The 24,228-nt window shown below is 70.5% G+C and carries 19 protein-coding genes; 12 read left to right on the top strand and 7 right to left on the bottom strand.

Annotation, left to right across the window (positions count from 1 at the left end):
* Positions 1–191: 191 nt before the first annotated feature.
* The 7 genes from FKO37_RS31375 to FKO37_RS31345 are packed head-to-tail and all read left to right on the top strand — an operon-like array spanning position 192 to position 11,556.
* On the top strand, positions 192–1,460 hold the full coding sequence (locus tag FKO37_RS31375) for an AarF/ABC1/UbiB kinase family protein (protein ID WP_051728940.1): 1,269 nt from the start codon (positions 192–194) through the stop codon (positions 1,458–1,460).
* A complete protein-coding gene (locus FKO37_RS31370; RefSeq protein ID WP_037812896.1) occupies positions 1,460–2,392 on the top strand; it encodes a DUF1702 family protein in 933 nt (310 codons plus the stop codon). Before FKO37_RS31375 ends, FKO37_RS31370 begins: the two co-directional genes overlap by 1 nt.
* Positions 2,389–4,302 (top strand): CRTAC1 family protein, encoded by a 1,914-nt coding sequence (locus tag FKO37_RS31365; protein ID WP_238606828.1) that lies wholly within the window; start codon positions 2,389–2,391, stop codon positions 4,300–4,302. The genes FKO37_RS31370 and FKO37_RS31365 overlap by 4 nt, the downstream gene beginning before the upstream one ends.
* Positions 4,299–5,231, top strand: coding sequence for an enediyne biosynthesis protein UnbU (locus FKO37_RS31360; protein WP_238606827.1), 933 nt, complete (start codon positions 4,299–4,301; stop codon positions 5,229–5,231). The genes FKO37_RS31365 and FKO37_RS31360 overlap by 4 nt, the downstream gene beginning before the upstream one ends.
* Positions 5,228–10,435: a type I polyketide synthase gene (locus FKO37_RS31355; RefSeq protein ID WP_238606826.1), complete on the top strand. Its 5,208-nt coding sequence runs from the start codon at positions 5,228–5,230 to the stop codon at positions 10,433–10,435. The genes FKO37_RS31360 and FKO37_RS31355 overlap by 4 nt, the downstream gene beginning before the upstream one ends.
* Positions 10,432–10,863, top strand: a complete 432-nt coding sequence (locus FKO37_RS31350; RefSeq protein WP_037812894.1) for a thioesterase family protein — start codon at positions 10,432–10,434, stop codon at positions 10,861–10,863. Before FKO37_RS31355 ends, FKO37_RS31350 begins: the two co-directional genes overlap by 4 nt.
* 12 nt (positions 10,864–10,875) lie before the next feature.
* Positions 10,876–11,556: a winged helix-turn-helix transcriptional regulator gene (locus tag FKO37_RS31345; protein WP_238606825.1), complete on the top strand. Its 681-nt coding sequence runs from the start codon at positions 10,876–10,878 to the stop codon at positions 11,554–11,556.
* Between the two features lie 825 nt (positions 11,557–12,381).
* Here the strand turns inward: FKO37_RS31345 and FKO37_RS31340 are convergent.
* From FKO37_RS31340 to FKO37_RS31315, 6 genes are all read right to left on the bottom strand, one after another.
* Entirely contained in the window at positions 12,382–13,113 is a 732-nt protein-coding gene (locus FKO37_RS31340; RefSeq protein WP_051728937.1) for a twin-arginine translocation signal domain-containing protein, read from the bottom strand.
* Between the two features lie 425 nt (positions 13,114–13,538).
* Positions 13,539–14,156, bottom strand: a complete 618-nt coding sequence (locus FKO37_RS31335) for a 3,4-dihydroxy-2-butanone-4-phosphate synthase (protein ID WP_238606824.1) — start codon at positions 14,154–14,156, stop codon at positions 13,539–13,541.
* Positions 14,153–14,725 (bottom strand): NADPH-dependent FMN reductase, encoded by a 573-nt coding sequence (locus FKO37_RS31330; RefSeq protein ID WP_238606823.1) that lies wholly within the window; start codon positions 14,723–14,725, stop codon positions 14,153–14,155. Before FKO37_RS31330 ends, FKO37_RS31335 begins: the two co-directional genes overlap by 4 nt.
* Before the next feature lie 34 nt (positions 14,726–14,759).
* Complete coding sequence (locus tag FKO37_RS31325; RefSeq protein ID WP_238606822.1) at positions 14,760–15,536, bottom strand: creatininase family protein; 777 nt, start codon at positions 15,534–15,536, stop codon at positions 14,760–14,762.
* 12 nt (positions 15,537–15,548) lie between these two features.
* The gene (locus FKO37_RS31320) at positions 15,549–15,956 is read right to left on the bottom strand and encodes a RidA family protein (protein WP_238606821.1); all 408 of its coding nucleotides are present in this window, start codon (positions 15,954–15,956) and stop codon (positions 15,549–15,551) included.
* Entirely contained in the window at positions 15,953–17,320 is a 1,368-nt protein-coding gene (locus tag FKO37_RS31315; RefSeq protein WP_238606820.1) for a cytosine permease, read from the bottom strand. The genes FKO37_RS31320 and FKO37_RS31315 overlap by 4 nt, the downstream gene beginning before the upstream one ends.
* 195 nt (positions 17,321–17,515) lie before the next feature.
* Between FKO37_RS31315 and FKO37_RS31310 the strand changes: the two genes are divergently transcribed.
* Complete coding sequence (locus tag FKO37_RS31310) at positions 17,516–18,682, top strand: LLM class flavin-dependent oxidoreductase (protein WP_134730083.1); 1,167 nt, start codon at positions 17,516–17,518, stop codon at positions 18,680–18,682.
* A 42-nt stretch (positions 18,683–18,724) separates the two neighbouring features.
* On the opposite strand, the gene FKO37_RS31305 is transcribed toward FKO37_RS31310, so the two are convergent.
* Positions 18,725–19,309, bottom strand: a complete 585-nt coding sequence (locus FKO37_RS31305) for a helix-turn-helix domain-containing protein (RefSeq protein WP_051728933.1) — start codon at positions 19,307–19,309, stop codon at positions 18,725–18,727.
* A 775-nt stretch (positions 19,310–20,084) separates the two neighbouring features.
* Between FKO37_RS31305 and FKO37_RS31300 the strand changes: the two genes are divergently transcribed.
* Genes FKO37_RS31300 through FKO37_RS31285 form a run of 4 tightly spaced genes read left to right on the top strand, consistent with a single transcriptional unit; the run spans position 20,085 to position 24,192 of the window.
* Positions 20,085–20,804 carry a GntR family transcriptional regulator gene (locus FKO37_RS31300; RefSeq protein ID WP_037812885.1) on the top strand — a complete coding sequence of 240 codons (720 nt, stop codon included), beginning with the start codon at positions 20,085–20,087 and terminating at the stop codon, positions 20,802–20,804.
* Positions 20,801–21,736: a carbohydrate kinase family protein gene (locus FKO37_RS31295; RefSeq protein ID WP_238606819.1), complete on the top strand. Its 936-nt coding sequence runs from the start codon at positions 20,801–20,803 to the stop codon at positions 21,734–21,736. The genes FKO37_RS31300 and FKO37_RS31295 overlap by 4 nt, the downstream gene beginning before the upstream one ends.
* A gap of 14 nt (positions 21,737–21,750) precedes the next feature.
* A complete protein-coding gene (locus FKO37_RS31290) occupies positions 21,751–22,773 on the top strand; it encodes an ADP-ribosylglycohydrolase family protein (RefSeq protein ID WP_238608360.1) in 1,023 nt (340 codons plus the stop codon).
* A gap of 33 nt (positions 22,774–22,806) precedes the next feature.
* Complete coding sequence (locus FKO37_RS31285) at positions 22,807–24,192, top strand: MFS transporter (RefSeq protein ID WP_238606818.1); 1,386 nt, start codon at positions 22,807–22,809, stop codon at positions 24,190–24,192.
* The last annotated feature ends 36 nt before the right edge of the window (positions 24,193–24,228 follow it).

The following is a 24,228-nucleotide window of genomic DNA, read 5'->3' as shown; positions in this document are numbered from 1 at the left end:
TGACCCGCGGCCGACCATGCGCAGGAAACCGGGCCGGATTCCCGGCCACGAAAGGGAAACGGCTTGCCCGGCCGGGTGTTTCTGGCCCGGTTTCGCTGGAACGGATGGTCCTGTAGTAACAGGGTGCATTCGCCGCGCTACTGGTTGTAACGTCGGTCGTCGGCAGTGCGGCCGGACGGCGAAGGGGAGAGATGACGTTTTCGAGAATCAGCGGCGGCGCGGTGGCGCTGCGGACGGCGCGGGCCTTGGCGGTCCTCGCCGGACGAACGCTGCTGCTGGGACCGGCGACGGCAGCGGCGTGGCTGCGCGGCGAACGGTTCGATCGGGACGTCTGGCTGGCGGACACCGTGGTGGCGCTGGGACCGGCGTTCGTGAAGGCGGCCCAGCTGTTGAGCACCCGGGCGGACCTCCTGCCGCCTCGCGGATGCCGCGCGCTTTCCCGGTTGCACGACCAGGTTCGCCCAGCACCGCTGCGCACGATGCCGCCCGCGCTGCGGTTCGGCGCGGCCGAACCGCGGCTGGTCGGTGCGGGCAGTATCGCCTGTGTGTACCGGGTGGGCCTCCCGGACGGCCGGACGGTCGCGGCGAAAGTGCGCAGGCCGGGGATCGTCCGGTCCCTCTCGGCTGATCTCGCGATGCTGGAATGCGGCGCGCGCTTGGCGGCTCGGCTGCCGATGCTGCGCGGGGTGCCGGTCAACGCGGTGGCCGCGCAACTCGCCGAAAGCATTCGTGCGCAACTGGATTTCTCGCGGGAAGCAGAGCGGCTGGAAGGCTTCCGTGAAGCGCTCAGCGCCGCCGACGGAGTGACGGTGCCCGGAGTTCATCGCGGACTGTCCACTGAGGACATTCTGGTGATGGACTTCCTGGACGGCCTGGCGCGTCGCCGTCCGGAAGACCTCGGCGAGGAGGAGCGCCGGAACGCGGTGGTCACGGCGTTGCGCGCGGTGTACCGGATGCTGTTCCTGGACGGCGTGGTCCACTGCGACCTGCACCCCGGCAACCTCTACTTCCGGGAGGACGGCTCGATCGTCGTGCTGGACGCGGGTTTCATCGTCCAGCTGTCCGAGTCCGCGCGGGAGAAGTTCGCGGCGTTCTTCTACTGCATGAGCCAGGGCGACGGCGAAGCTTGCGCCGACATCGTGCTGTCGACCGCGACGGCACCGCCCGGGTCCGACCCCGCGGGATTCCGCGCCGAACTGTCCGCACTGGTCGATGAGCACACCGGGCGCAGCGCGGCCGACTTCGACCTGGTTTCGTTCGCCGCCAAGCTGTTCGACCTCCAGCGCCGCCACGGCCTCCACGCCGATCCGCAGTTCGTGTTCCCGATTCTGTCCCTGCTGGTCCTGGAGGGCACAGTGCGCGAATTCCATCCCGACGTCGATTTCCAGCGCGAAGCCCGGCCCATGCTGGTCACCGCCCTGATGGAACGCGTCGTCGCCATGCCTCAGGAAACGCGGTGATGCCCGGCGTCGTGGCCCGGGCGCTGCGCCAGGACATGCGGCAGGTCGACTTCGGGCTGCGCCGGTTCCGGCTTCGTCCCGGCCCCGCCCGCGGTGTCCTGGAGGCGTCCGGACGAGCGTTCCTGACCGGACTGAACGCCTCGGTCGAGCCGGACCGGGACGCGCTCGGGCAGCGGGTGTCCGCGCTCGAACCGGAGCTGCGCGGGTTCGCGTTCGAGGGTGCGGGAATGGGCTGCGCCCTGCTGGACCTGCTCCTCCCGGCCCGGCGCGGGCGGGTCGCGGCCCTGCTGAACGGACCGGCTGCGGACTATCCGCACCTCGTGCACGTCGGCATCGGCTGGGCCTATGCGCGTCTGCGGCTGCGCCCGTCGCGGAACGCGGGAACGGATCCGTTGCTGCGGTGGCTGGCCTGGGACGGATTCGGCTTCCACCAAGGCTTTTTCCACACCGACCGGACAGTCGGCCGCCATCGCGTCGAACCCGGGATCGGGCCGGGACCACGGCATATCCGCGACCAGGGGCTCGGTCGGGCGCTGTGGTTCTGCGAATGCGCCGACCCGGACGGCGTCGCGCTGCGGATCGCGGAATTCCCCGTCGAACGGCAGGCGGACCTGTGGAGCGGAGTCGGCCTCGCCGCGACGTACGCGGGCGGTGCCGATGCCGGGGAGCTCGCCCGGCTCGCCGATCTGTCCGGGCCGCTGCGCGCGCACCTGGCACAGGGGTGCGCGTTCGCCTGCGCCGCGCGGCGGGTCAGCGGAATCGTGCCCGCGCACACCGACAAAGCGGCCGAGGTGCTGGCCGGGACCAGCACCGGCGCCGCCGCGGACTGGACCGACCAGGCGCTCGGCCGGCTGCCCGCTCCGTCGACGCTCGCGCACTACCAGCGCTGGCGCGCGGAAATCCGGTATCTCTGGGAGAGGAAGAGCCGATGAGGCCTTTTCTGCGCCGGCATCTCGCCCGCGTGGTCGCGTTGTTCGGCTGCGCGGCGGTGTTCGCGTTCACAGTCGTTCCGCAGTCGTCCTCGGCCGAGGAAACCGAGCTGGCGCACCAGTTCTCGTTCGCCGCCGCGCCGGTCAGCCCGGACAACGCGCCCGGCGGACGGCACGTGCGGACCGTCGCTCCGGCCTACGAACAGATCCGGTCGTGGATCTCCTCCGTGGGCGCGGCGACCGCCCTGTTCGCCGTGGACGGCGGCCCGGTCGCGCACGACATCTGTCTGGTAGACCCGCGCACGGACACGGTCACCGTCGAGCCCGCCCCTGGCACCGGCGCGCGGTACCAGCCGTTCGCGCTGACGCCGTCAGGGCTGGAGATGCCGTCCTTCGCGGCACCGATGGGCTGCCTGCCCGCGGACGTCGACGAGAACGGCCGCCAGGACGTCGTCGTCTACTACTGGGGCCGTTCCCCGGTCGTCTTCGAGCGCCTGCCCGGGGCCGCGCCGTCCGCGGCCGCGTTCCGCGCGCGCGAACTGGTCAGCCCGTGGCAGGTCTGGAACACCAACGCCGCCACCATCGGCGATTTCGACGGCGACGGGCACACCGATCTCGTCTTCGGCAACTATTTCCCGGACGGTGCGCGCGTGCTCGACCCGACCGCGCACCAGCCGGAACTGACGATGAACGATTCGCTGTCGCACGCCGCGAACGGGGGCACACTCCGGTTGTTCCGCTCCAGCGGAGCCGGGCGGTTCGCTGAGGTGCCCGACGCTTTCCCGCCGGAGACGCGAACCGGGTGGGCGCTCGCGCTCGGCGCCCAGGACATCGGCGGCCGGGGACTGCCGGATCTCTACGTGGCGAACGACTTCGGTCCTGATCATCTGCTGGTCAACGAGTCCGCTCCGGGCCGCGTCGCGTTCCGCACGGCGACTGGGACCAGGCACGCGACGACACCGAAATCGAAAGTGCTGGGCAACGATTCGTTCAAGGGCATGGGCGTGGCCTTCGCCGACCTCGACGCGAAGGGCGTCCCGGACATCCTGGTCAGCAACATCACCGAGCCGTACGCGCTGCAGGAAAGCAACTTCGCCTATCAGTCCACTATGGACCGCGCGCGGACAGCCGCCCGATTACGCGATGGGGTGGCACCCTACGACGACCGCAGCGAGGACCTCGGTCTGTCCCGCACCGGATGGTCGTGGGACGTCAAGGCGGCTGACTTCGCCAACTCCGGTGCCGACGAGGTCATGCACGCGACCGGGTTCGTCGCGGGCGAGGTGAACCGGTGGGCGCAACTGCAGGAGACCGCGATGTCGAACGACCTCGTGCTGAGCCACCCCGCGTTGTGGCCGCGATTCACCGAGGGAACCGATCTGTCGGGGCATGATCACAACTCGTTCTTCGCCCGCGGCTCGGACGGCCGCTACGTGAACGTCGCGGACCGGGTCGGAGTCGGGACCGACGCGGTGAGCCGCGCGTTCGCGGTCGGCGACGTGGACGGCGACGGGCGGCTCGACTTCGTCGTCGCCAACCAGTGGGCACCGTCCACTTTGTACCGCAATACCTCGCCGGCCGGTGCCTTCCTCGGACTGCGCTTGCGAAAACCCGTCGGCGGCACCGCGTGCGGGACAGGCGGGCCGACCTCGCCCGCCATCGGGGCCGAGGCCGAGGTCGCCGCACCCGGTGGCGGGAAGCGGCTGGAACAGGTGTACCCGGCCAACGGGCACAACGGCGTCAACGCCCCTGACCTGCACTTCGGCCTGGGCAGCGAGCCGCCGTCCACAGTGCCGGTCCGCCTGGCGTGGCGAGACGGCTGCGGACACCGCCACGAGGGTTCGGTGACGCTTCCGCCCGGCTGGCACCAGCTGCGGCTCAACCCCGACGGCACCATCGAGGAGGACCGGTGACCAAGTCGCCGAGCGAACGCCGTTCCGCTGCCCTGCGCCGGTTCGGCGCGTCGATCACCGTGCTGACCGTGCTCGGGCACACCGTGCTCGGCTTCGAACAGGCGTATCTGACCCCGGTGGTCGCCGTGTTCGCCGCGCTGGCCGCGGAGATCGTGCTGGAGTCCGTGGAGGCCGCGGCCGCCGAACGTCGCCCGCGCTACCTCGGCAAACCCGGTGCGGTGGTCGATTTCCTGCTCCCCGCCTACATCACCGGCATGGCGTGCGCGATGCTCCTGTACGCCAACGACCGGTTCATGCCGACGGTGCTCGCCGCGGTGGTCGGTGTCGCCTCCAAGTACGTCGTGCGGGTGCGGATCGGCGGCAACAGCAGGCACGTGCTGAACCCGAGCAACGTCGGAATCGTGGTGGTCCTGCTGCTGTTCGGCTGGGTCGGCATCGCGCCGCCGTACGAGTTCACCGAATGGGTCACCGGCTGGTGGGGCGCGCTCGTGCCCGCACTGCTGCTGATCGCTGGGACCATGCTGAACGCCAAGCTCACCGGCAAGGTCCCGCTGATCCTCGGCTGGGTCGGCGGCTTCCTCGGCCAAGCGTTGCTGCGCGCGCTGTTCACTGACATTTCGCTGGTCAGCGCGGTGCTGCCGCTCACCGGCACGGCGTTCGTCCTGTTCACCAACTACATGATCACCGACCCGGGCACCACGCCGTCTTCGCGACGGAACCAGGTGTACTTCGGGCTCGCCACCGCCGCGGTGTACGGCGTGCTCGTGCAGTTCCACGTCGTTTTCGGCTTGTTCTTCGCGCTGACGATCACCTGCGCGCTGCGGGCGGCGGTGCTCGCGATCGCTGCCCGGAAGAGTCCGCAATGGACGGTCTTGGTCCCGGCACCGCGCACCGCTGCCGAGCCCGTCCCGGCCCGGGAGCCCGCATGACCCGCCGCGAACCCGGCGAGCCGATCGCGATCGTCGGGATGGCCTGCCGCTACCCGGACGCGGCCGACCCGGCGCAGCTGTGGGAAACCGTGCTCCACCGCCGCCGCGCGTTCCGGCAGTTGCCGTCGGGGCGCCTCGACCTCGCCGACTACTGGAGCGCCGACGCCAGCGTCCCGGACCGGACCTACAGCACCCAGGCCGCGGTACTGGCGGACTGGGAGTTCGACCGGGAGGCCTTCCGGATCCCCGGCTCGACGTTCCGCGCCGCCGATCCCGCGCACTGGCTGGCCTTGGAAACCGCGGACCGGGCGCTGGCCGACGCGGGTCATCCGGCAGGCGTCGGCCTGGATGCGGACCGGGTGGCCGTCGTGGTCGGCAACAGCCTCACCGGCGAAGTGACCCGCGCCCGGACCCTGCGGCTGCGCTGGCCGTACGTCCGCGACGTCCTGCGCGCCACGCTGTCCGAGGTCGACCTCGCGGAAGCGGAAAAGCGGTACCTGGCAGCGTTTCCCGAGGTCGGGGACGAGACGCTGGCCGGAAGTCTCGCCAACACCATCGCGGGCCGCATCTGCAACCACTTCGGCTTCCACGGCGGCGGGTACACCGTGGACGGCGCGTGCGCCTCGTCCATGCTCGCCGTGATCACCGCCTGCCGTGCGCTGCGCGACGGTAGTGCCGATTTCGCGCTGGCCGGGGGAGTGGACCTGTCGCTCGACCCGTTCGAGCTGGTCGGCTTCGCCAAGACCGGTGCGCTGGCCGCCGAGGAGATGCGGATCTACGACGAGCGTTCGGCGGGCTTCTGGCCCGGCGAGGGCTGCGGAATGCTCGCGCTCGCCCGCGCCGAGGACGCCCGCGCGGCGGGGCTGCCGGTGTACGCGGAAATCCTCGGCTGGGGCGTTTCCTCGGACGGCCGCGGCGGCATCACCCGGCCCGAGCCGGACGGCCAGTTGCTCGCGCTGCGCCGCGCGGGCGAGATGGCCGGGATCGAGCACGCCGAGATCGGGCTGTACGAGGGACACGGCACCGGGACGGCGGTCGGAGATCTGGTCGAGCTGACAGCGCTGAACCGGGCCCGGTCGGGGGCGTCGTCGGCCGCCGCGCTCGGCTCGGTCAAGGCGAACATCGGGCACACCAAAGCAGCTGCCGGAGCCGCTGGGGTGGTCAAAGCCGCGCTGAGCGTGTCCTCCGGATTGCTGCCGCCGACCACCGGTTGCGCGACGCCGCATCCGGCGCTGGGCGAGACCCTGCGGGTGCTCTTGGAGGCAGAGCCCTGGCCGGAGGGCCGCCGCCTCGCCGGGGTGAGCGCCATGGGGTTCGGCGGCATCAACACCCACGTCGTGCTGGGCTCTCCGGCGCGGACCCGGCCAGTGCGGTCGTCGGTGGCGGATCGGCCGACTCCGGAATTCGACGTCATCGCGGTCAGCGGACCGGACCCCGCTCTCGTCGCCGCCGAACTAACCCGGATCGCCGAGGCAGCGCCGCGGTTGTCGCGAGCCGAACTGCACGACCTCGCCTGCCAGTACGGACGCCTAGGCACCGCCGGGCCAGTCCGCGCCGCGCTGGTCGCCCACACTCCGGCCGAGCTGGGTTCTCTTGCTGCTCGCGCAGCAGCCGAGGTGCCGTCGCTGCCCCATGGTCAGCTCGCGGCATCCCCGAGCTGCTGGCTGGGCAACGCCGTACCAGGCCGGGTCGGGCTGCTGTTCCCCGGGCAAGGCGCGAGCGGCACGGAACCAGCCGACACCACGCTCGCCCAGCCCGCGATCTACCGTGCCTGCCGCACGGCGCTCGCGCGGCTCGACGAACTTGGCGTCACCGCGAGCGCTGCGATCGGGCACAGTCTCGGCGAACTGGCCGCGCTCACGTGGGCGGGCTGTCTGTCTGCCGAGGACGGTGAACGGCTGGCCGTCGAACGCGGCCGGATCATGGGCAAATACGGCACCCCCGGCACCGGAATGCTCGCTGTCGCGGCGAGCGCGGACGAGGCGCAGGCGCTTCATACCGGCACGGACGTCGTGCTGGCCGCCGACAACTCCGCTCTGTCGCAGGTGCTTTCCGGTTCGGTGGCCGAACTCCGGACGGTGGCGGACAGGGCCGAGCGGCGCGGTTTCCGCGTCACGTGGCTTCCGGTGTCTCACGGCTTCCACAGCTCCGCCATGGCTGCCTGCACCAAGCCGTGGCGTGCGTTCCTCAAGGGCATCGCACTCGCTCCGGTACGGCGCACAGTGGTGTCCACTGTGTACGGCCGCCCGCTCACCGACGAGGACGATCTCGGCGAACTGCTCGTCCGGCAGTTGTGCGCGCCGGTGCAGTTCCGGACCGCCGTACAGGCCGTCGACGCGGACTTGTTTGTCGAGGCAGGCCCCGGCCGTGCCCTGAGCGCCTTGGCTGGTCGGGATGCGGTCAGCCTGGACATCGGCTCATCCGGCGACCGGGCAGCCGCCGACTCCGTTGCCGCGCTGTTCGCCGCCGGAGCCGTCGCGAACCTCGCCCGCTGGTTCGCCGGACGCGCCGCGCGTCCCCTCGACCTCGACCGCGAACCAGAATTCCTGACGAACCCGTGTTCGGCAGCACCCTCGGCGATCCCTGAACCGCGGGAAGCGCTCGACGCTGCTCCGGCTCGCGATGCCGCCGCGACCGTCACCGGCCTGCTCGCCGAGGCCACCGAACTCGACGCAGCGCTCATCGGCTCCGACGCGCGTCTCCTCGCCGACCTCAACCTGAGTTCGCTGCGGGCGACCCAGCTCGTCGTCGAGGCGGCGTCGGCGCTCGGCCGGAAGCTGCCGTCGGTGTCGATGGCGTTCGCCGACAGCTCGGTCGGCGAGGTGATCGCGGAGATCGAACGGCTTCCGGAGACCGCGGAACCCGACGTGGAGACCCCGGGTGTGCGGCCCTGGACCGGCTGCTTTACCGAGGTCCTGGCCCCGGCGAGGCCGGAACCGTGGCGTCCGACGGAAACTGTGTGCCTCGCCGACCCGGAAGACATCGAGGCGCTGCTCGACGCTGGGCGGAAAGCCCTGCGCCACCAGACGCTCGTGGTCGTGACGCACGACTGCGCGCTCAGCGGCTTCTTCCGTTCGCTGCACCAGGAACACCCTGGGATCGGCATCACCCTCGGCCAGGTCCCGGTCGGCACCGCGGATTTCTCAGCACTCCACGCCGAGCCCGGCCGATTCCGCGAACTAGTCCTCGGTGAGGACGGCTCCTGGTATGAACCGCGCGAGCAACTCGTCGCCGCGGAGCCGGACGAAACCCTCCTCGACGAGCAAGACGTGCTCCTGGTCAGCGGTGGCGGCAAAGGCATCGGCTACGAGTGTGCGCACGCCCTGGCCCGCAAAACGGGGCTCGCGCTCGCCCTTCTCGGCCGCTCTCATCCGGAGACCGACGAACTCCTCCAGTCCAACTTGGACCGGCTGAGGGCGGACGGGATCCGCGTCGCCTACGAGGCCGCCGACGTCGGCGACCCGGATGCCGTCGCGCTCGCCGTGGAAAAACTCACCGCCGAAACCGGCCCGGTGACCGCCCTGCTGCACGCGAGCGGCATCAACGAACCCGCCCGATTCGCCGACCTGACGCCCGACCGGATCCGCGCTCACCTGCGTCCGAAGGTCACCGGCCTTCGCGCGTTGCTCGCCGCCGTCCCGCCGGACTCGCTGCGGCTGCTGGTCACATTCGGCTCAGTGATCGGGTCGGCCGGGATGGCGGGGGAGTGCCACTACGCGCTGGCCAACGGCCTCCTGCGCGCCGAGGCTCGACGGCTCGCCCGGGAGGTGCCGTCCTGCCGAGTGCTCGACATCGCCTGGTCCGCCTGGTCGGGCGCTGGCATGGCCGAACGCATGGGCGCGGCGCAGACCCTCGTCCGCTCCGGCACCACGCCAATCCCGGTCGAGGAAGGAACCGAACTGTTCCTGCGGTTGCTGCGCACGCCGTCGACGCCCGCCGACGTGTCCGTGCACGGACGGCTCGGCGCGGAATTCCCGGCCGGAACCGGCCGCTTGCTGGAGCGGATCCGAGCGGGCCACCCCGGCGTCGAACTCGTCGCCGACGCCACGCTTTCCCTGCGCACCGATCCGTGGCTGGACGGTCACCGGATCGACGGAGCAGCCCTGCTGCCCGCCGTCGTCGGGCTGGAAGCCATGGCGCAGGCCGCTTCCGTGGTCGCTGGTCGGGCCTTGACAACCGCGTGCGACGTCAAGTTCGACCGGCCGGTCATCATTCCCGACACCGGCGAGCACGTCGTCCGAGTCTGCGCGCTGCGGGACGGCGACGTGATCACCACCGTGTTGCGCTGTGCCGAATCCGCCTTCCAGGCAGACCACTTCACTGCCACTTTCCCCTTGTCTACCAGCGAAAACACTGCGCCGCCGGTCGTCCCCGACCACGGCCGCATCGAGCCGACCGAACTGTACGACCGGCTTCTGTTCCACAAAGGACAGTTCCGCCGGGTCACCTCGGCAGCCGTCCCGGACCCGTGGTCCTGCCTGGCCACGATCACCCCGAACGACGAGCCCTGGTTCGCCTCGGTACTCGGCGACCCGGCCGCCCACGACGCCACCGTGCACGTCCTCCAAGCCTGCGTCCCGACGCGTCGGCTGTTGCCCGTCGCCTGCGACCGCGTCGACTTCGACCCGCGCGCGGCAGGTCCGTGGGAACTCCGCGGCACCGAACAAGACGCCGCGGACGGCCGCTACACCTGGAACGTCGCGGCGACTGACGCGGACGGCCGCACCGCAGTCCGCTGGACCGGCTTACGCCTGGCCGACACCGGCTCACTGCCCGACGACCGGCCCTGGCCCCCGTCCTTGTTGTCCGTCGCGATCACCCGGACAGCGGTGGCGCTCGGACTCGATCCGTCGCTGCGAGTATCAATCGGCGAACCGTTCAGCGTGGCTGCCGACAGCTCCTGCCCGGCCGCCTGTGCCTGGGAATTCGTGGAACCGCACGAACCACCAGACCCCAGGCTGCTCCGCGTGCTCTCAGGCCCGTGCGAGGAGCCGCCCGAACGCCTGGCCGCGCGGGTCTCGACAGTGACGCGGTGCCTGACCCAGGTGAGCGCGAGTCCTTCGGAGGCAAGGTTTTCCGGAGCGTATGACGGAGGCTGGCTCGTCCTCGCCGCCGGCCGCGCGCGGATCGCCTCCGCAGTGTTCACTGTGGACGGTTACCCGCTGCCAGTCGCGATCGCTCTGCTCACGGTCGGCATCGCATGACCCCCGCCTACCGATACCGCCATCCCGTCACGTTGGAGGAGACCAACCTCGTCGGCAACGTCTACTTCGCGCATTACGTTCGCTGGCAAGGACATTGCCGGGAACGGTTCCTCGCCGAGCACGCCCCGGACGTCCTCGCCTCGCTCACCGACGGCTTCGCCGTGGTCACCACCGGCTGCGGCTGCGAGTACTTCGGCGAACTGACCGCCGGGGACGTCGTCGAACTGCGCATGACCCTGACCGAACTCGAGGGCCACCGGGTGGCGATGGCGTTCGACTACTACCGGACCGAGGTCGCGGTGCCGCAGCTGGTGGCGCGCGGGCACCAGTCGGTCGCCTGCATGACCCGCGGCCCCGCCGGACTCGAACCAGTCCCGGTCCCCGAGCAGCTCCGGACGGCCCTGACGCCGTACTTGAAAATCGCGTAGTAAACTGGGCTGGTGACGACCACCGCCCGAGGAGAACGCCAGTACCGCCAGTACTGCGGGCTCGCCGCCGCCCTCGACACCGTCGGCGAACGCTGGACGCTGCTCATCGTGCGCGAACTGCTGCTCGGCCCGCGCCGCTACACCGAACTGCTCGCGGACCTGCCCGGCATCGGCACCAACCTCCTCGCGGACCGGCTGAAGAAGCTGAGCGGCGCCGGAATCGTCGAACGCTCCGAAACCGGCGCCGGACACGCCTACCGGCTCGGCCCGCTGGGCGAACGACTGCGGGAACCGGTGCTGGCGCTGTCGAAATGGGGCATCGGCCTGCTGGGCGAACCGAGCACGGACATGGTCACCCGCCCGCACTGGGCACTGCTGGCCGTCCAGTCGATGGCGGACGCGAGCCGGCTGCCGGAGGTCTCGGAAACGTACGAATTCCAGGTGGACGACGAAACCTTCCACCTGACCGTCGACCGCGGCGCACTCACCACGGCACGCGGACCCGCCGAAGCCCCGGTACTGAGCATCCGTACCGACGCGACAACATTCGTCCGCATCGGCGCCGGCGCGCTCGGCCCATTCGAGGCGCTGGCGACAGGAAAACTGACGTTCTCCGGCGACCCCGACGCGGTAGTCCGCTGCTCAACGGTGCTGGGACTGATGACGCGACCCGCTGCGCGCGCGGACGGGTGATCTGGGCAGCGAACTCGCCGACGGGATAACCGGCGAGCAGGTGGCTGGTGAGCGGCAATGCCGGTTCTCACCGGAATCGCCGCCCACGAGAACCGCCCCGCACGGCAAGCGTGCCGCCGCCCCGAACTCGCGAAGCGGCCCGGCCGCTGCAGGGAAAGCGCGCCACCGTTGCCCGCTGTCCCAGGACTGGCGGCCCGGCCTGCTGTGCGGGGCAAGGGCGCTGTCGTCGCCCGGTCGCTGCAGAGTTCGCGAGGTGGCCCGGCCCGGCGTGCGGGGCCGGGCCGCCGCCCCAGCACCTGCGCGGCGGCGGCGCGTCCTGTAGGCAAGTGCGCCGCCATTGCCCGCTGGCCCAGGACTGGCAGCCTGGCCTGCTGTGCGGGGCAAGGGCGCTGTCGTCGCCCGGTCGCTGCAGAGTTCGCGAGGTGGCCCGGCCTGCCGTGCAGGGCTAGCACGCCGCTCCAGCACTTGCGGGGCGGCCCGCCGCGTTCTGCGGGCAGGCGCGCCGCCGTTGCCCCGCTGTCTCACGACTGGCTGTCCGGCCCGCGTTGCAGGGAAATGCGCTGTCGTCGCCCGGTCGCTGCAGAGTTCGCGAGGCGGCTCGGCCCGCCGTGCAGGGCTAGCGCGCCGCCGCCCCAGTACTTGCTGGGCGGCCTGGCGCGTTCTGCAGGCAAGCGCGCCGCCGTTGCCGCTGTCCCTGCCAGGCCGCCCGGCCCACTTTGCAGGGCAAGGGCGCTGCCGTCGCCCCGTCGTCCCAGAACTCGCGAAGCGGCCCGGCCCGCCCTCGCAAGGGCGAACCGGGCCGCGAGCCGGATATCCCGAGGGGCGTCAGAGGCCGCCCACCTTCACCGGGAATTTCTGGATCGACGCGATCGTCGTGTCCGGGTCGTCCGGGAGCACCAGGTCGATCGGGTTCTGCAGCTGGTACAGGTCCCCGCGCGGCGGGAACTGGGTCAGCTGTCCGACGAGCATCCCCGGTTCCTTCGTGGTCAGCACCAGCGGCTCGTATGCCTTCCGGGACCGGATGCCTGCCCGGCGCAGGAGGCCGTCTGGCTGGTCGATCGTCATGGTGAAGCTCAGCACCATGACCTGTTCGTAGCGCGGCGGGAACTTCTGCGTGAGTTTGAGCAGGCTCTTGGCGTCCACGTCGACGTCGTTCTGCTCGATCGTGATCGTGCCGCCGCCCTGCTCCGCGCTGTCGCCGCCGGGGAGTTCGGCCGTCACGCGGTGGCCGACGACCCGCAGGCGCACCGAGTTGACCGGGTCGTCCGGGTTCACGTCGACCCGCACTTTGATCCCGCCGCGGAAATCGACGCTGACCAGGGCTGTGCGGATCTGCAGTGGCGTGTTGATCGCCAGGCAGCTGCACGGGATCTCCGCCCCGATCGGCGGCAGTCCGGTCTGCTGCGGGAAGGCCTGGGCCTGCTGCCCGCCCAGCAAGCCGCCGGCCGCGACCCCGCCCACCCCCAGCGCGGCCGCGGCGGCGGCCCCCTTCAGGAAGTCCCGCCGGTCCTTGCCTGAACCTTGCCGGTCGGGTTTCTCGTCGTTCGGAGCAGGCATCCTCTACCTCCGCGAGTGCGTTTCGAAGACTCTGGCTCGCTTGAATTTAAGGTAGTGACTGCTCGCGCGACCAGGGTCCGGAGCAAGATCGACCCGGTCGTGTCCGCCGCCGATGACCCACGGCGACCGGACCCGGGGGACCCCGCCAGCCGGACAGGCGACCCCGGTCATCAGGTCGGGTGTCGCTCGCCGGGCCTTGGCGACGATCTCCCCGGAATGCGGACGAGAACGCTTCTGCCAAGGCGAATCCGGTTCAGATTCGGTCCACAAAGGACGCTCGGCGGCGCGGGCCGGTACCTGCGCCGGGACTCGTGGCGTCGGCAACACCGACGGGAGCGCGGTCAAGCTTCGGAGGGGATGCAGCGCGGTGCCGAACTCCCCTCAACCGTGCAGCCCGTCGCGATACCCCCGTCCGGAGAGGGCCTTCATCTGGATCGAAGATCGCCCGAGCCATTCCCGAGAACATCGGCCGAATCGAGCACCGCCAACCCGTGCGCGGCGGCGAAGACAAGTGCCTCATCCGCCGTAGCCATCCGCGTCGGATCTTCCGGATTGACCAGCGCGGCGAAAGCGGCCGCAGCGGGCAGTCCGGCCCGCTGGCACAGGTCGACCCCCGCTTCGGGGATGTCGAAAACCCCGTGCGGACGGATGGCGTACGGCAGCACGTGCCCGGGTCGGTTGAGGTCGTCCGGCCGGGTGGTGCGGTCGGCGAGGCGGCGGATCGTCTCGGCCCGGTCCGCGGCGGAAATCCCCGTAGTGACTCCCGTCGCGGCGTCGACCGCGACGCACCAGCCAGGGCCGCCGTCGTGGCGGAAGGTCGGTCGCATCGGCGGCAGTTCGAGTGCGTCGCACCGGTCGCCGGGCAGTGCGACGCCGACCAGTCCGGACGAGTGCCGGATGACGAACGCCAGCGCCCTCGTGGAGGCCTCCGCCGCGGGCAGGACGAGGGCCGCGTCGCCGGGGGTGGTGAGCACGATCGGCTGTCCGGCCGAGAGCGCGTCGAGGGCGGCGTCGACGGGGCGTGCATCGAGCGAGAGCGTCATGCGACCGTCCGGATCTCTGCGGTCGCGAACCGGGCCACCTGCTCGGCGACGGTCGCGAGCTGGGCGGCGAGTTTCCGGTCGGCGACGCGGCCGTTGGCGGCGAACGGTTGAGCCGTCGAGTCGACCACGACGCCGAGCGGGGTCGGCCAGCCGCGCAGAGCGTGCACGGTCGAGCGCAGCGACGTCAACGTCGTGACCCCGGCTTGCGGCCCGTACGCGCTGACGATGCAGCCGACGGCGCGTCCGTGCAGGTAGGGGCGGTCGTCGTCGGCGAGGTCCTGGAGGTAATCCAGGGCGTTCTTGAGCAGGCCGGACAGTCCGCCGTGGTATCCGGGCGTCGAGATCAGCACGCCGTCGGCGCGGCGGACGGCGTCGAGGAACGCGGTCGCCGACGGGGAGCGGTGTGCGAGATCCGGTTCGTACATGGCGAAATCGAGTTCGCGCGCGGTGAACAGTTCGGTGCGGGCACCGTGTGCCCGCACGTGGTCGAGCACTGTGCGGAGGGCTCGTTCGGAGGAGGAATCGGGGCGGACAGTGCCGCCGATGCCGACGATCAGGGGTGTATGCATGGCGAACCGGCTTCCTGCGGCGAGAGGGGCTGAGTCATCGGGCGGAGTCGGGGAAATCGAAGCGGGCGACTTCCGCGAGCTGGTCGCCCAAGGTGGCGACCATCGACTTGAACCCGCTCGCGCCCGCTTCGGCGCTGGCCAGGGTCGGGTCGCCGAGGTAGCCCTCGGGGCCGAAATCGTTGGCCAGCCAGCCGAAAGCGACGCTGCCGCCGAAGCGGGCGTGGACGTTGTCGGCCATCTGCGCGGGGATCCGCCGTTCTGCCGCGGACAGGTCGACCAGGTCGGGGCGCAGGTGCAGCATCAGCGACGTTTCCGCGGCGCCGCCGTGGATTCCGAGACCGGTTTCGCTCGCGGCCCAAGCCGGGTCGTGCTCCTCGGGGAGGAAGACGTTGATGCCGAACGTCAGGAGGCCGTAGGCCAAGCGCAGATCGCGCAGCGCGGTTTGGATTTCGGATACGTTCCCGCCGTGGCCGTTCACGAGGACGATCCGGCGGATCCCCGCGGCGGCGACCGAACGTCCGATGTCGTCGAGCATCGCGGCGAAGGTCGCCGTGGACAGGGACAGGGTGCCCGCCGCCCAGGTGTGTTCGACGGAGCGGCCGTAGCTGAGCGTCGGCAGCAGCCAGAGGTCTTCGTCGTGCGTGGCAACGACTTCCTTCGACACCGCTTCGGCGACGAGCGCGTCGGTGGCCAGCGGGAGGTGCGGGCCGTGCTGTTCGATGGCGCCGACGGGCAGCACCGCGACCGAGGACGGGCCGCAGGCAGCCTTGACCTGCGACGCGCGAAGCTCGGCGAAAAACCGTGAAGCCATAGGGAATCTCCTTCAAGCGCCCAGATAGGCGACGACCCGGATTTCCACCCGCATCTCGGGGGTGGCCAGCGGGGGATAGATCAGCAGCGACGCGTACGAACGCTCGGACAGCAGCTTCGGCGCGTGCTCGGCCAGCCATTCGTCGCGCACCCGCATGTACTCCGCGCGGTCGGCGGGATCGGCGAGGAACTGGTCGAACTGCACGATGTCCTCGAACTCCGCGCCCGCGTCGGCGAGCAGCCGGTGCACCCGGTTGAGCGTCACCAGGGTCTGCGCGGCGACGCCGTGGGCGGGCCGGCCGTGCTCGTCGGTGACGCCGTCGATTCCGCTGAGGAAGACGAAGCCGCCCGCCGCGGCTCCTCTGCCCCAGGGCATGACCGTGGTGCCGTATTTCAGGGGGCCAAGCGCTTGTTTCGTCACTCGTCGGCCTTCCGGTAGCGTCGGATGAGGTAGTAGGCCACGGCGGCGACCGCGCCCGCGACCCACGGGGTGAGGTCGCCGAACTGCGGGAAGCGGGCCGCGAAAACGCCGGTGTAAAGGCTTTGGTCCATGAACGGCACGGAGACCGCGATGGCGATCACGAACGCCGCCAGGCCGGGGCGGAACCGCCGGGTTCGGTCGAAATACCGTTGCGGATCGATCTCCTGGCGGCCGAAGACCACTGCGTCCACGACGACGATCCCGAGCCAGGGGCCGATCCAGTAACCCATCAGGAACAGGAAATTCTGGAAGGTGCCGAAGACGGATCCGGCGTTGTGCCCGGCGATGAAACCGACCGCGGTGCCCAGTACGCCGATGATGATCGCGGAGATCCAGCGGCGCACCTTCGCGCCGACCATCAGCAGTCCGAGCGAAGCGGTGTAGATGTCCAGGACGCTGCCGGAGATCGAAGCCGCGAGCAGCGCCACCAGGATCACGGCGGCGAGGCCGGCCGGGATCAGCTTCGCCACCAGGTCGGTCGGACTGTCCACAGTGATCACAGTGCCGATTGCCGCGCCGACGACCGCCATCCACAGCCCGGCCAGCGACGCGCCGGAGAACGCCGCGAGCAGCACGCGCCGCCGGGACGTGTCGCGCGGCAGGTAACGCGTGTAGTCCGAGCCGCCGATCGACCAGCCGAACGTCCTGGTCGAAGCGAGCGCGACGGTGGTCAGCATGCCGCCGGCGACCCCGCCCGCGCCGCGGTGCAGGACGTCGCCGGACGCGGCGAGATCGCCTTTCGCCAGGCCGTACCAGGTGAGGATCACGAAGAGCACGGACGCGACGATCGCGAGGAAGCGTTCGGCCTGGTGCACCAGATCGTGCCCGACGATCGCGATGACGATCTGCACCGCCGCCACCGCGACGAGCGAAACCAGGAACGGCAGCCCGAACAGCTCGCGGACGATGTAGGCGCCGAGCACGGTGTTGACCGCGAAGTAGCCGAGGCCGGTCAGGCACAGGAGCAGCACCGGCAGGAAATTGCCGTAGTAGCCGAACGGAAGCCGCGACTGGATCATCTGCGGCACGCCGGCGCGCGGGCCCATCGAGGCGGCGAAGCCCAGCAGCACGCTGCCGATCAGGATGCCGATGGCCAGCGAGAGGACGGCTTCGCCGAACCCGAGGCCGAGGAACGCGGTGGGAATGGCACCGACCGCGAGCGCCGAGTACTGCAGATTTCCCGCGAACCACAGGGAAAAGGCGGAGCGCGGCGAACCGTGGCGCTGGTCGTCGGGAATCCTTTCGATGCCGTGGTGCTCGACGGACACGGCGGGTGGGCGGACTGCCTGGGCGTCTTTGACCATCTGTCCTCCAGCGGAAGAGCCCCCTGCGGCGGAAGTGTTGATATAGGTAACACGGATGCCACAGCCTGCGCTGCGGCTTCCCGAGATGTCAAGAGGCTGCTGGGGCTTGACACTCCGCAGGTCGCGCCGCACAGTGTTGATATTACTTACATTTTTGCGGACGACCCGGCCGAGCCCGGGCGGGATGGAGGCGCTGTGCGGCACGGAGTGTTTTTCTTCGGCTCGGTCGAGATGCCGGACGTGCTGGCCGGGAACCCGGTGCCCGCTGCGCGCCGCCGCGCCACCCGCGAGCAGGTGTGGCACGCGCACGAGCGGCTGGTCGGGATGGGCGAGCTGGCCGAGGAGCTGGGATACGACAGCTATTGGCTGGCCGAGCACCATTTCCAGCACGAGGGCTACGAGGTCGTGCCCAACGCGATGCTGCTCGAAGCGCATCTGGCCGCGCGGACGTCGCGGATCCGGCTAGGGTCGATGTTCAGCATCGTCCCGCAGTGGAATCCGCTGCGGCTGGCCGAGGATTTCAGCAGCCTGCTCAACCTCTCCGGCGGGCGGGCAGTGCTCGGCGTCGGGCGGGGCACGGTGTCGCGCGAATTGCGCAGCCTCACCGCGCATCAGGCGGACATCGGCGTGATGACGTCCAGCGAGGAACGCAAGGTCATCGACGCGCACAACCGCGAGGTGTTCGCGGAGTACATGGACATCGTGCGCACGGCGTTGAGCCAGGAAACCTTCTCGTACAACGGGAAGTTCTTCGAACTGCCGCCGCCGGACAACCGCGACCCCGACCACGACGCGGACACGCTGACGCTGGTGCCGGGTCCGCTGCATCCCGTCGAGATCTGGCAGGCGGTCACCAGTCCGCCCACTTTGGACTACGCGGCCGAGGTGGGCCACGGGTGTGTCTGGTGGAACCAGTACCACGGATACATCCGCGAGCAGTGGGAGCGCTACGCCGAACTGTACGAACAGCGCCACGGCACCCGGCTGGCCCCGGGGCAGAACCGCATTCTGGTGCTGCCGGTGCACATCGCCGACACCCACGAGGAGGCCTGGCGCACCGGGCGGATCGGGCACGACGAGTTCTGGAACCTGCTCGCCCCGTTCGGCTGGAGCAGCGGCTACCGCGGCGACGACGGCAACCGGGCTCCGGCCGGGCTGGTGCCGACGCTGGAGCAGTCCACGCGGCAGAAGTGCTGGGCGGTCGGCACGCCGGAAGAGGTCGCGGAGATCGTGCAGCACCACAAGGACACGCTCGGCCTCGAACAGCTCGTGGTGTTCCCGCATTTCCCCGGGCACACCTACGACATGGCCGCCGAGCAGATGCGGCGCTTCAGCGAGCAAGTCGTGCCGCTGCTGCGCTGAGCCTGGCTTTTCCGGACCGCGCGGCTTCTCCCGGCCGCGCGGTCATTCCCCGGCGTTGATCAGCAGGACCCGGACCGGTTCGTCGCCCAGCCTGCGCCAGCGATGCGGCCGCGATCCGGGGTAGGTGGCCACGTCGGCCTCGCCCAGCTGCTCGCGGCGCCCGTCGGCGAAATCCAGCTCGATCCGCCCGGTGACGACGTACAGCATCTCCTGCCCGACGTGCTCGAAATACTCGCCGAACTCCGCCGGTCCGCCGGTGTATTCGATGGGCTGCACCGGAAACCCCGCCCTGGACAACGCCCGCGCCGTGGACCCGGTCGGGATTTCGGCCCCCGGCATCACCATTCCCTCGTCGGCGCGCAGCAATCCCACGCCCTGCTCGGCGGGACCCGCGAGGAGTGCCGACACCGTGGTGTCCAGCGCGACCGCGATCCGCTGCAACGTGCTGACGCTCGCGGCGGCCAGCCCGCGCTCGAACTGGCTGAGAAAAGCGTGCGAGAGACGGGAAACCTCGCCGACCTGCTTCAGGGTGAGCCCTCGGCCGCGCCGCAGCTCGCGCACCCTTGCCCCGAGCAGCTGCGCGGGATCGGGCGCAGCGCCGGAATCGGGGGAGGGAGGGGTTCGCATTGGCCCGACTATACCGGAGCGGGGGTGTTCCGAAGTGGACGTTGGAGGGGGGACGGGGCGATGTGCAAGGGAAATTCTCGCCCGGATCCTGATGGGGCGTCCTGTGCGGGGGACCGCGGGCTCACCAGCAGGCGCCGGAATGGATGCGGCCGCTTCGGTAGACGCGTTCGAAAGCCTTGATCGAGCTGCAGAAGCCGTCGAGTACGTCTGTGTTTACGGCATCTTCGACGGTCGCGCCGTCCTGGAGCGCGGTCCACACTCCCGGGGCGAGCTGGACGGCTCGGGTGGTGCCCTGCATTTGGAACCAATTGCGCACCTGGCTGGGCAATGACGAGACCTGCACGACTTTGGGATAGCCAGCCGGAAGCGATGCGTACGGCGTGGTTGTCGCCGGTGCTTCCGCGGCGCTGGGGGCAGCGGTCGGGGTCGACGGCGACGGGCTGGCGGGCGAGGGAGTACTGGAAGCCGCGGCCGATGAGGACGGCGTGCCGGGCGGACTCGCTGATTGGGGGCCTGCGCACGCGGCACCGGCGAATGCGCAGAGTGCGGCGAGGAGCACGCGCTTGCCAGGTCGTTTTCGCTGCGTCATCGCGGTTCAACCTCCACGGCCGTCCCAGCGCGGACTGGTCGTTCGCTGGGTGCCCGACCGATCCGACTGGTGCCCATCGAGTCGGCGGGAGCCGGAAGCCTGTTACGCGACCGGTTCGGCTCGTCGTCGAAAAGTGCTCCCGGAAGCCTCGGCGAGCCAGTTGACACACTTAGTACACTAAGTTGTATGACCGGTCGACCCAGCCGTGCGCCGCTTTATCGCACGATTCAGAGCGAGATCCAGCGCGACATCCTCAGCGGCAGGCTGAAGCCGGGGGACTGGCTGCCGTCGGAGAGTCAGTTGCGGGCGCAGTACGGGGTGTCCCAGACGTCCGTCCGGCGCGCCTTTCAGGAGTTGCAGCGGCTCGGGCTCGTGGAGCGGTTCCATGGTCGCGGCAGCATCGTCGCGTCGAACGAGATCCGGGCGATGAGCCCGATGCTCGGTCTGGGGCGCGAGCTGCGGCAGCGCGGTTTCGCGATCCGGCCCGAGTTGCTCAGCAATGCCGAGGAACCCGCAGCCGAAGCGGTTGCCAAGGCGCTCGACCTCGAAACCGGCGACACGGTGAGCCACATCGAGCGGCGGTACTGGATCGGCGACGATCCGTTCGTCTTCCTCGACCATTATCTTTCGCCTCAGCCCGGGATCGACTTCGCCGAGTTCACCGGGGATTCGCTGTACGCGTTCCTCTCCGGCCGCGACGCGCAGCCCACGCACGCGCGGGAGCGGGTCAGCGCCGTCAATCTCTCCGCGGCGGAGGCCGAACGGCTCCAGGTCGAGCCCGGGGTCGCGGCGATGCTCCGCGAGCGCACGTCGTTCGGCGCTGATCAGCGGCCGGTGGAGTTCACCCGCTACATCCTGCGCGGCGATCGCTACCACCTCGACATCGACCTCAGAAGCGAGCGATGAGCGCCGGGCCGCGGCTCGTCGTCGTGGGGGACGCGAGCATCGACTACTTCGTCCAGGTCCCGCACATCGCGGGCAACGACAACAAGGCCATCGGCTCCCTGTCCGGCGTCTACGGCGGCGGGATGAGCGCCAACCTCGCCGCGGCGGCCGCGCGGCACGGCATCGCGGTCGACCTGATCACCAAGACCGGAGCGGGGCCGGACACTGACGCCGCGCTGGCCGAACTCAGCAGGCTCGGGGTGTCGCTCGAGCATTCGCTCCGCGACCTCGAGCATCCGACCTGGATGTGTTTCGTCCAGCTCGACGCGAGCGGCGAGAAGGCGCTGACCGGCGCGGACACCGGGATCAAGATTCCGGCGATCGAGGAGATCGACGCGTCGGTCCTGGCAGGGGCGGACATCGTGGCTCCGCTGGCCGACGATCTCGAGTGGGCGGCCGCCGTCGCCGAACTCGGCCGGGAGCGCGGGGCGCGGGTCGCCGTCGATCTCGAACCGGACGCGTTCGAACCCGGCCAGCCGGAGTTCGCGCGGCTGCTCGGGCTCAGCGACATCGTCTTCCTGAATGCCGCTTCGGCGGCCAAACTCGCTGCCACTCCGCGGGAAGCGGCCCAGCGGGTGATCCGGCTCGGCGCGGAACTCGTTGTCCTCAGCGAAGGCGCGCACGGAGCGTCCACTGTGGACCGCGACGGGGTCGTGCATCGCGCGCGGTTGACCGGCGAGGTGACCGCCGTCGACACGACCGGGGCCGGTGACGCGCTGGCCGGGGCGTTCCTGGGCGCGTTGCTGGCCGGGGCCGGAGTGTCCGAAAGCCTTCGCCGGGCGGTGGCCCAGGCGACCCGGTGCGTGACCGCTGTCGGCGGCCGCACCTATCTGTCCGGCTCGCAGCGCGGCGGGTGGCCAGACGACTTGATCACGATCACGACTGAGAGGTAACCGAGTTGAATTCTGTGCTGCGTTCCCAGATCCACGGCAGTCTCGCCGCGGCCTGCCTGGCCGACGCGCTCGGCGCGCCGACCGAGGAACTGAGCCGGGACCAGATCCGCGCCGCGTTCGGCGGTTACGTCACCGAGCTCCACGCCCCGCTCCCGGGCGCGCCCTACGCCAAGGGCCGCGCCGCCGCGCAGATCACCGACGACTCCAGCCAGATGATCCTGCTGACCCGGCTGCTCGCCCGCACCGGAGCCGCGCTGAGCCCCGACGACATGGCGCGGCTGCTGATCGAATGGTCGAAGAACGAGAACTACTTCCCGCACTTCGCCGGGCCGACCACCCGCGAGGCGATCGCCCGGCTGGAACGCGGCGAGGACCCGCGCGAGGTCGGCCGGACCGGGACGATCATGACCCAGGGCGCCAGCAACGGGGCCGCGATGCGGGTCGGGCCGGTCGGGCTGTTCCACCACGGCGACCCGGAGGCGGCCGTCCGCACCGCGTTCACCACCTGCGTGCCCAGCCACAACACGCCGCCCGGCGTCGCGGGCGCCGCGGCCATCGCCGCCGCCGTCGCGCGGGCGTGCACTCCCGGCGCGGAGATCGTCGACATCGTCCGCGCGGCCGTCGACGGCGCGCGAGCGGGTGCCGAACTCGGCCGGACCGAGGGCCGGGACGTGCCGGGCGCGTCGGTCGAGCGGCGGATCGAACGTGCGGTCGCGCTGGCCATCACGGCTCGCGACGACGAGCACGCCATCGACCTGATCGCCGGAGAAATCGGCGTCGGCCTGCCCGCTGCGGAAGCGGTGCCGGCGGCGCTCGGGTTCTTCGTTGCCGCCGGCGGGGATCCGGTGCGCGTCGCGCGGCTCGCGGCCAACGCGGGCGGGGACAGCGACACCATCGGCTGCATGGCGGCCGCGATCGCCGGCGCGTACCGCGGCATCGAAGCGATCGACCCGGCCGCCGTCGCCCAAGTGGAGCGCGCGAACGACCTCGACCTGGCCGCGCTCGCCGACGAACTGCTGGCCGCGACCCAGCACTGATCTCCCCACCCCGATCCGAAGGGACGCTCGACGATGAGCGCACGAAGCGAAGAATTCGCCACGGTGAGCCGGAAGGAACGCCTCTCCTTCGGAGGCGGTGACCTGGCCACGAACATCGCCTGGGGCGCGCTGGCCACCTACGTGGTCTTCTTCTACACCAACGTGATCGGGGCCGCGGCGTCGGCGGTCGGCACGATCGTGCTCGTCGCGCGGCTGTTCGACGGCGTGGTCGACGTCGGGATGGGCGCGATCGTCGACCGGACCTCGACCCGCTGGGGCAAGGCGCGTCCCTGGGTGCTGTGGGCCGCCGGGCCGTTCGCCGTCGCGCTGATCCTCGTGTTCACCGTGCCGGGCATGGACCCGGCGCCGACGCTGGTGTACATCGCGATCACCTACGCGCTGATGAACATCGCCCTCAGCGCGGCGGTGATCCCGTACGGAACGCTGAACACCCGGATGACGCGGGACTTCACCGAACGGTCCCGGCTCAACGTCACCCGGATGTTCGGCGCCACCCTCGGCTCGCTGGTCGTCACCGTCCTCACCCTGCCGCTGGTGAGCGCGCTCGGCGACGACCAGCGGGCGTGGATCATCACGTTCTGCCTGTTCGGCGCGGTCGCGGCGGTGCTGTTCTTCATCACCTTCCGCAACACGCGGGAACGTCTCGTCGACACCGCGCCGCCGAAGGACCAGCCGGGGATCGCCGAATCGCTGAAGCTCGCGGGACGGAACCGTTACTGGCTGCTGCTGTTCGCGATCTTCATCGTGTTCAGCGTCGCGGAGTCGCTTTACACCGGGGCGACGGCCTACTTCGCCCAGTACTTCCTGGGCAACGCCGGGTTCGCCGCGCTGATGTCGTTCCTGCTCTACATCCCGGCGCTGCTCGGGATGCTGTTCATGCAGCCGGTGTACCAGCGGTTCGGCAAGGTCGCGCCGATGATCGTCGGCGCCGCGATCTTCGTGGCGGGTTCCCTGATCATCGCGATCGACCCGACGGACATGACCCTGGCGGTCGCCGGCTCGGTTCTCCGCGGCATCGGGCGGATCCCGATTTTCGGCGCGATCTGGGGCATGCTGCCCGACACCATCGAGTACGGCGAGTGGAAGAACGGCCGCCGGCTGGAGGGCGTGCTGTACAGCGCGGGCAGCATGGGGCAGAAGCTCGGGTACGGGCTGGGCGCGGCGGTGCTCGGCTGGGTCATGGGCGCGGCGGGCTACAACGGTTTGAACCATACGCAGCCGGATTCGGCGCTGTCCGCGATCAACGCGTTGTTCGTTTATGTGCCGATGGCGTTGTTCGTGCTGTTGATCATTCTGTTCTGGGCGTACCGGCTGGAGCGGATCTACCCGACAGTGGAGAAAGACCTGGCCGAACGGCGCGCGGCGGCTGGAGAACGCTCTCTTCCGCTCGGCGACTGAGGTGGGGTTGCCCCTACTGCGCTTGGGCAGCCAGCG

It is taken from the genome of Amycolatopsis sp. Poz14 (genome assembly GCF_006704225.1).
Classification (GTDB): Bacteria; Actinomycetota; Actinomycetes; order Mycobacteriales; family Pseudonocardiaceae; genus Amycolatopsis; species Amycolatopsis nivea.
Note: the sequence above shows the minus strand (reverse complement) of the source record. Positions and strands in the feature narration are given on the sequence as shown.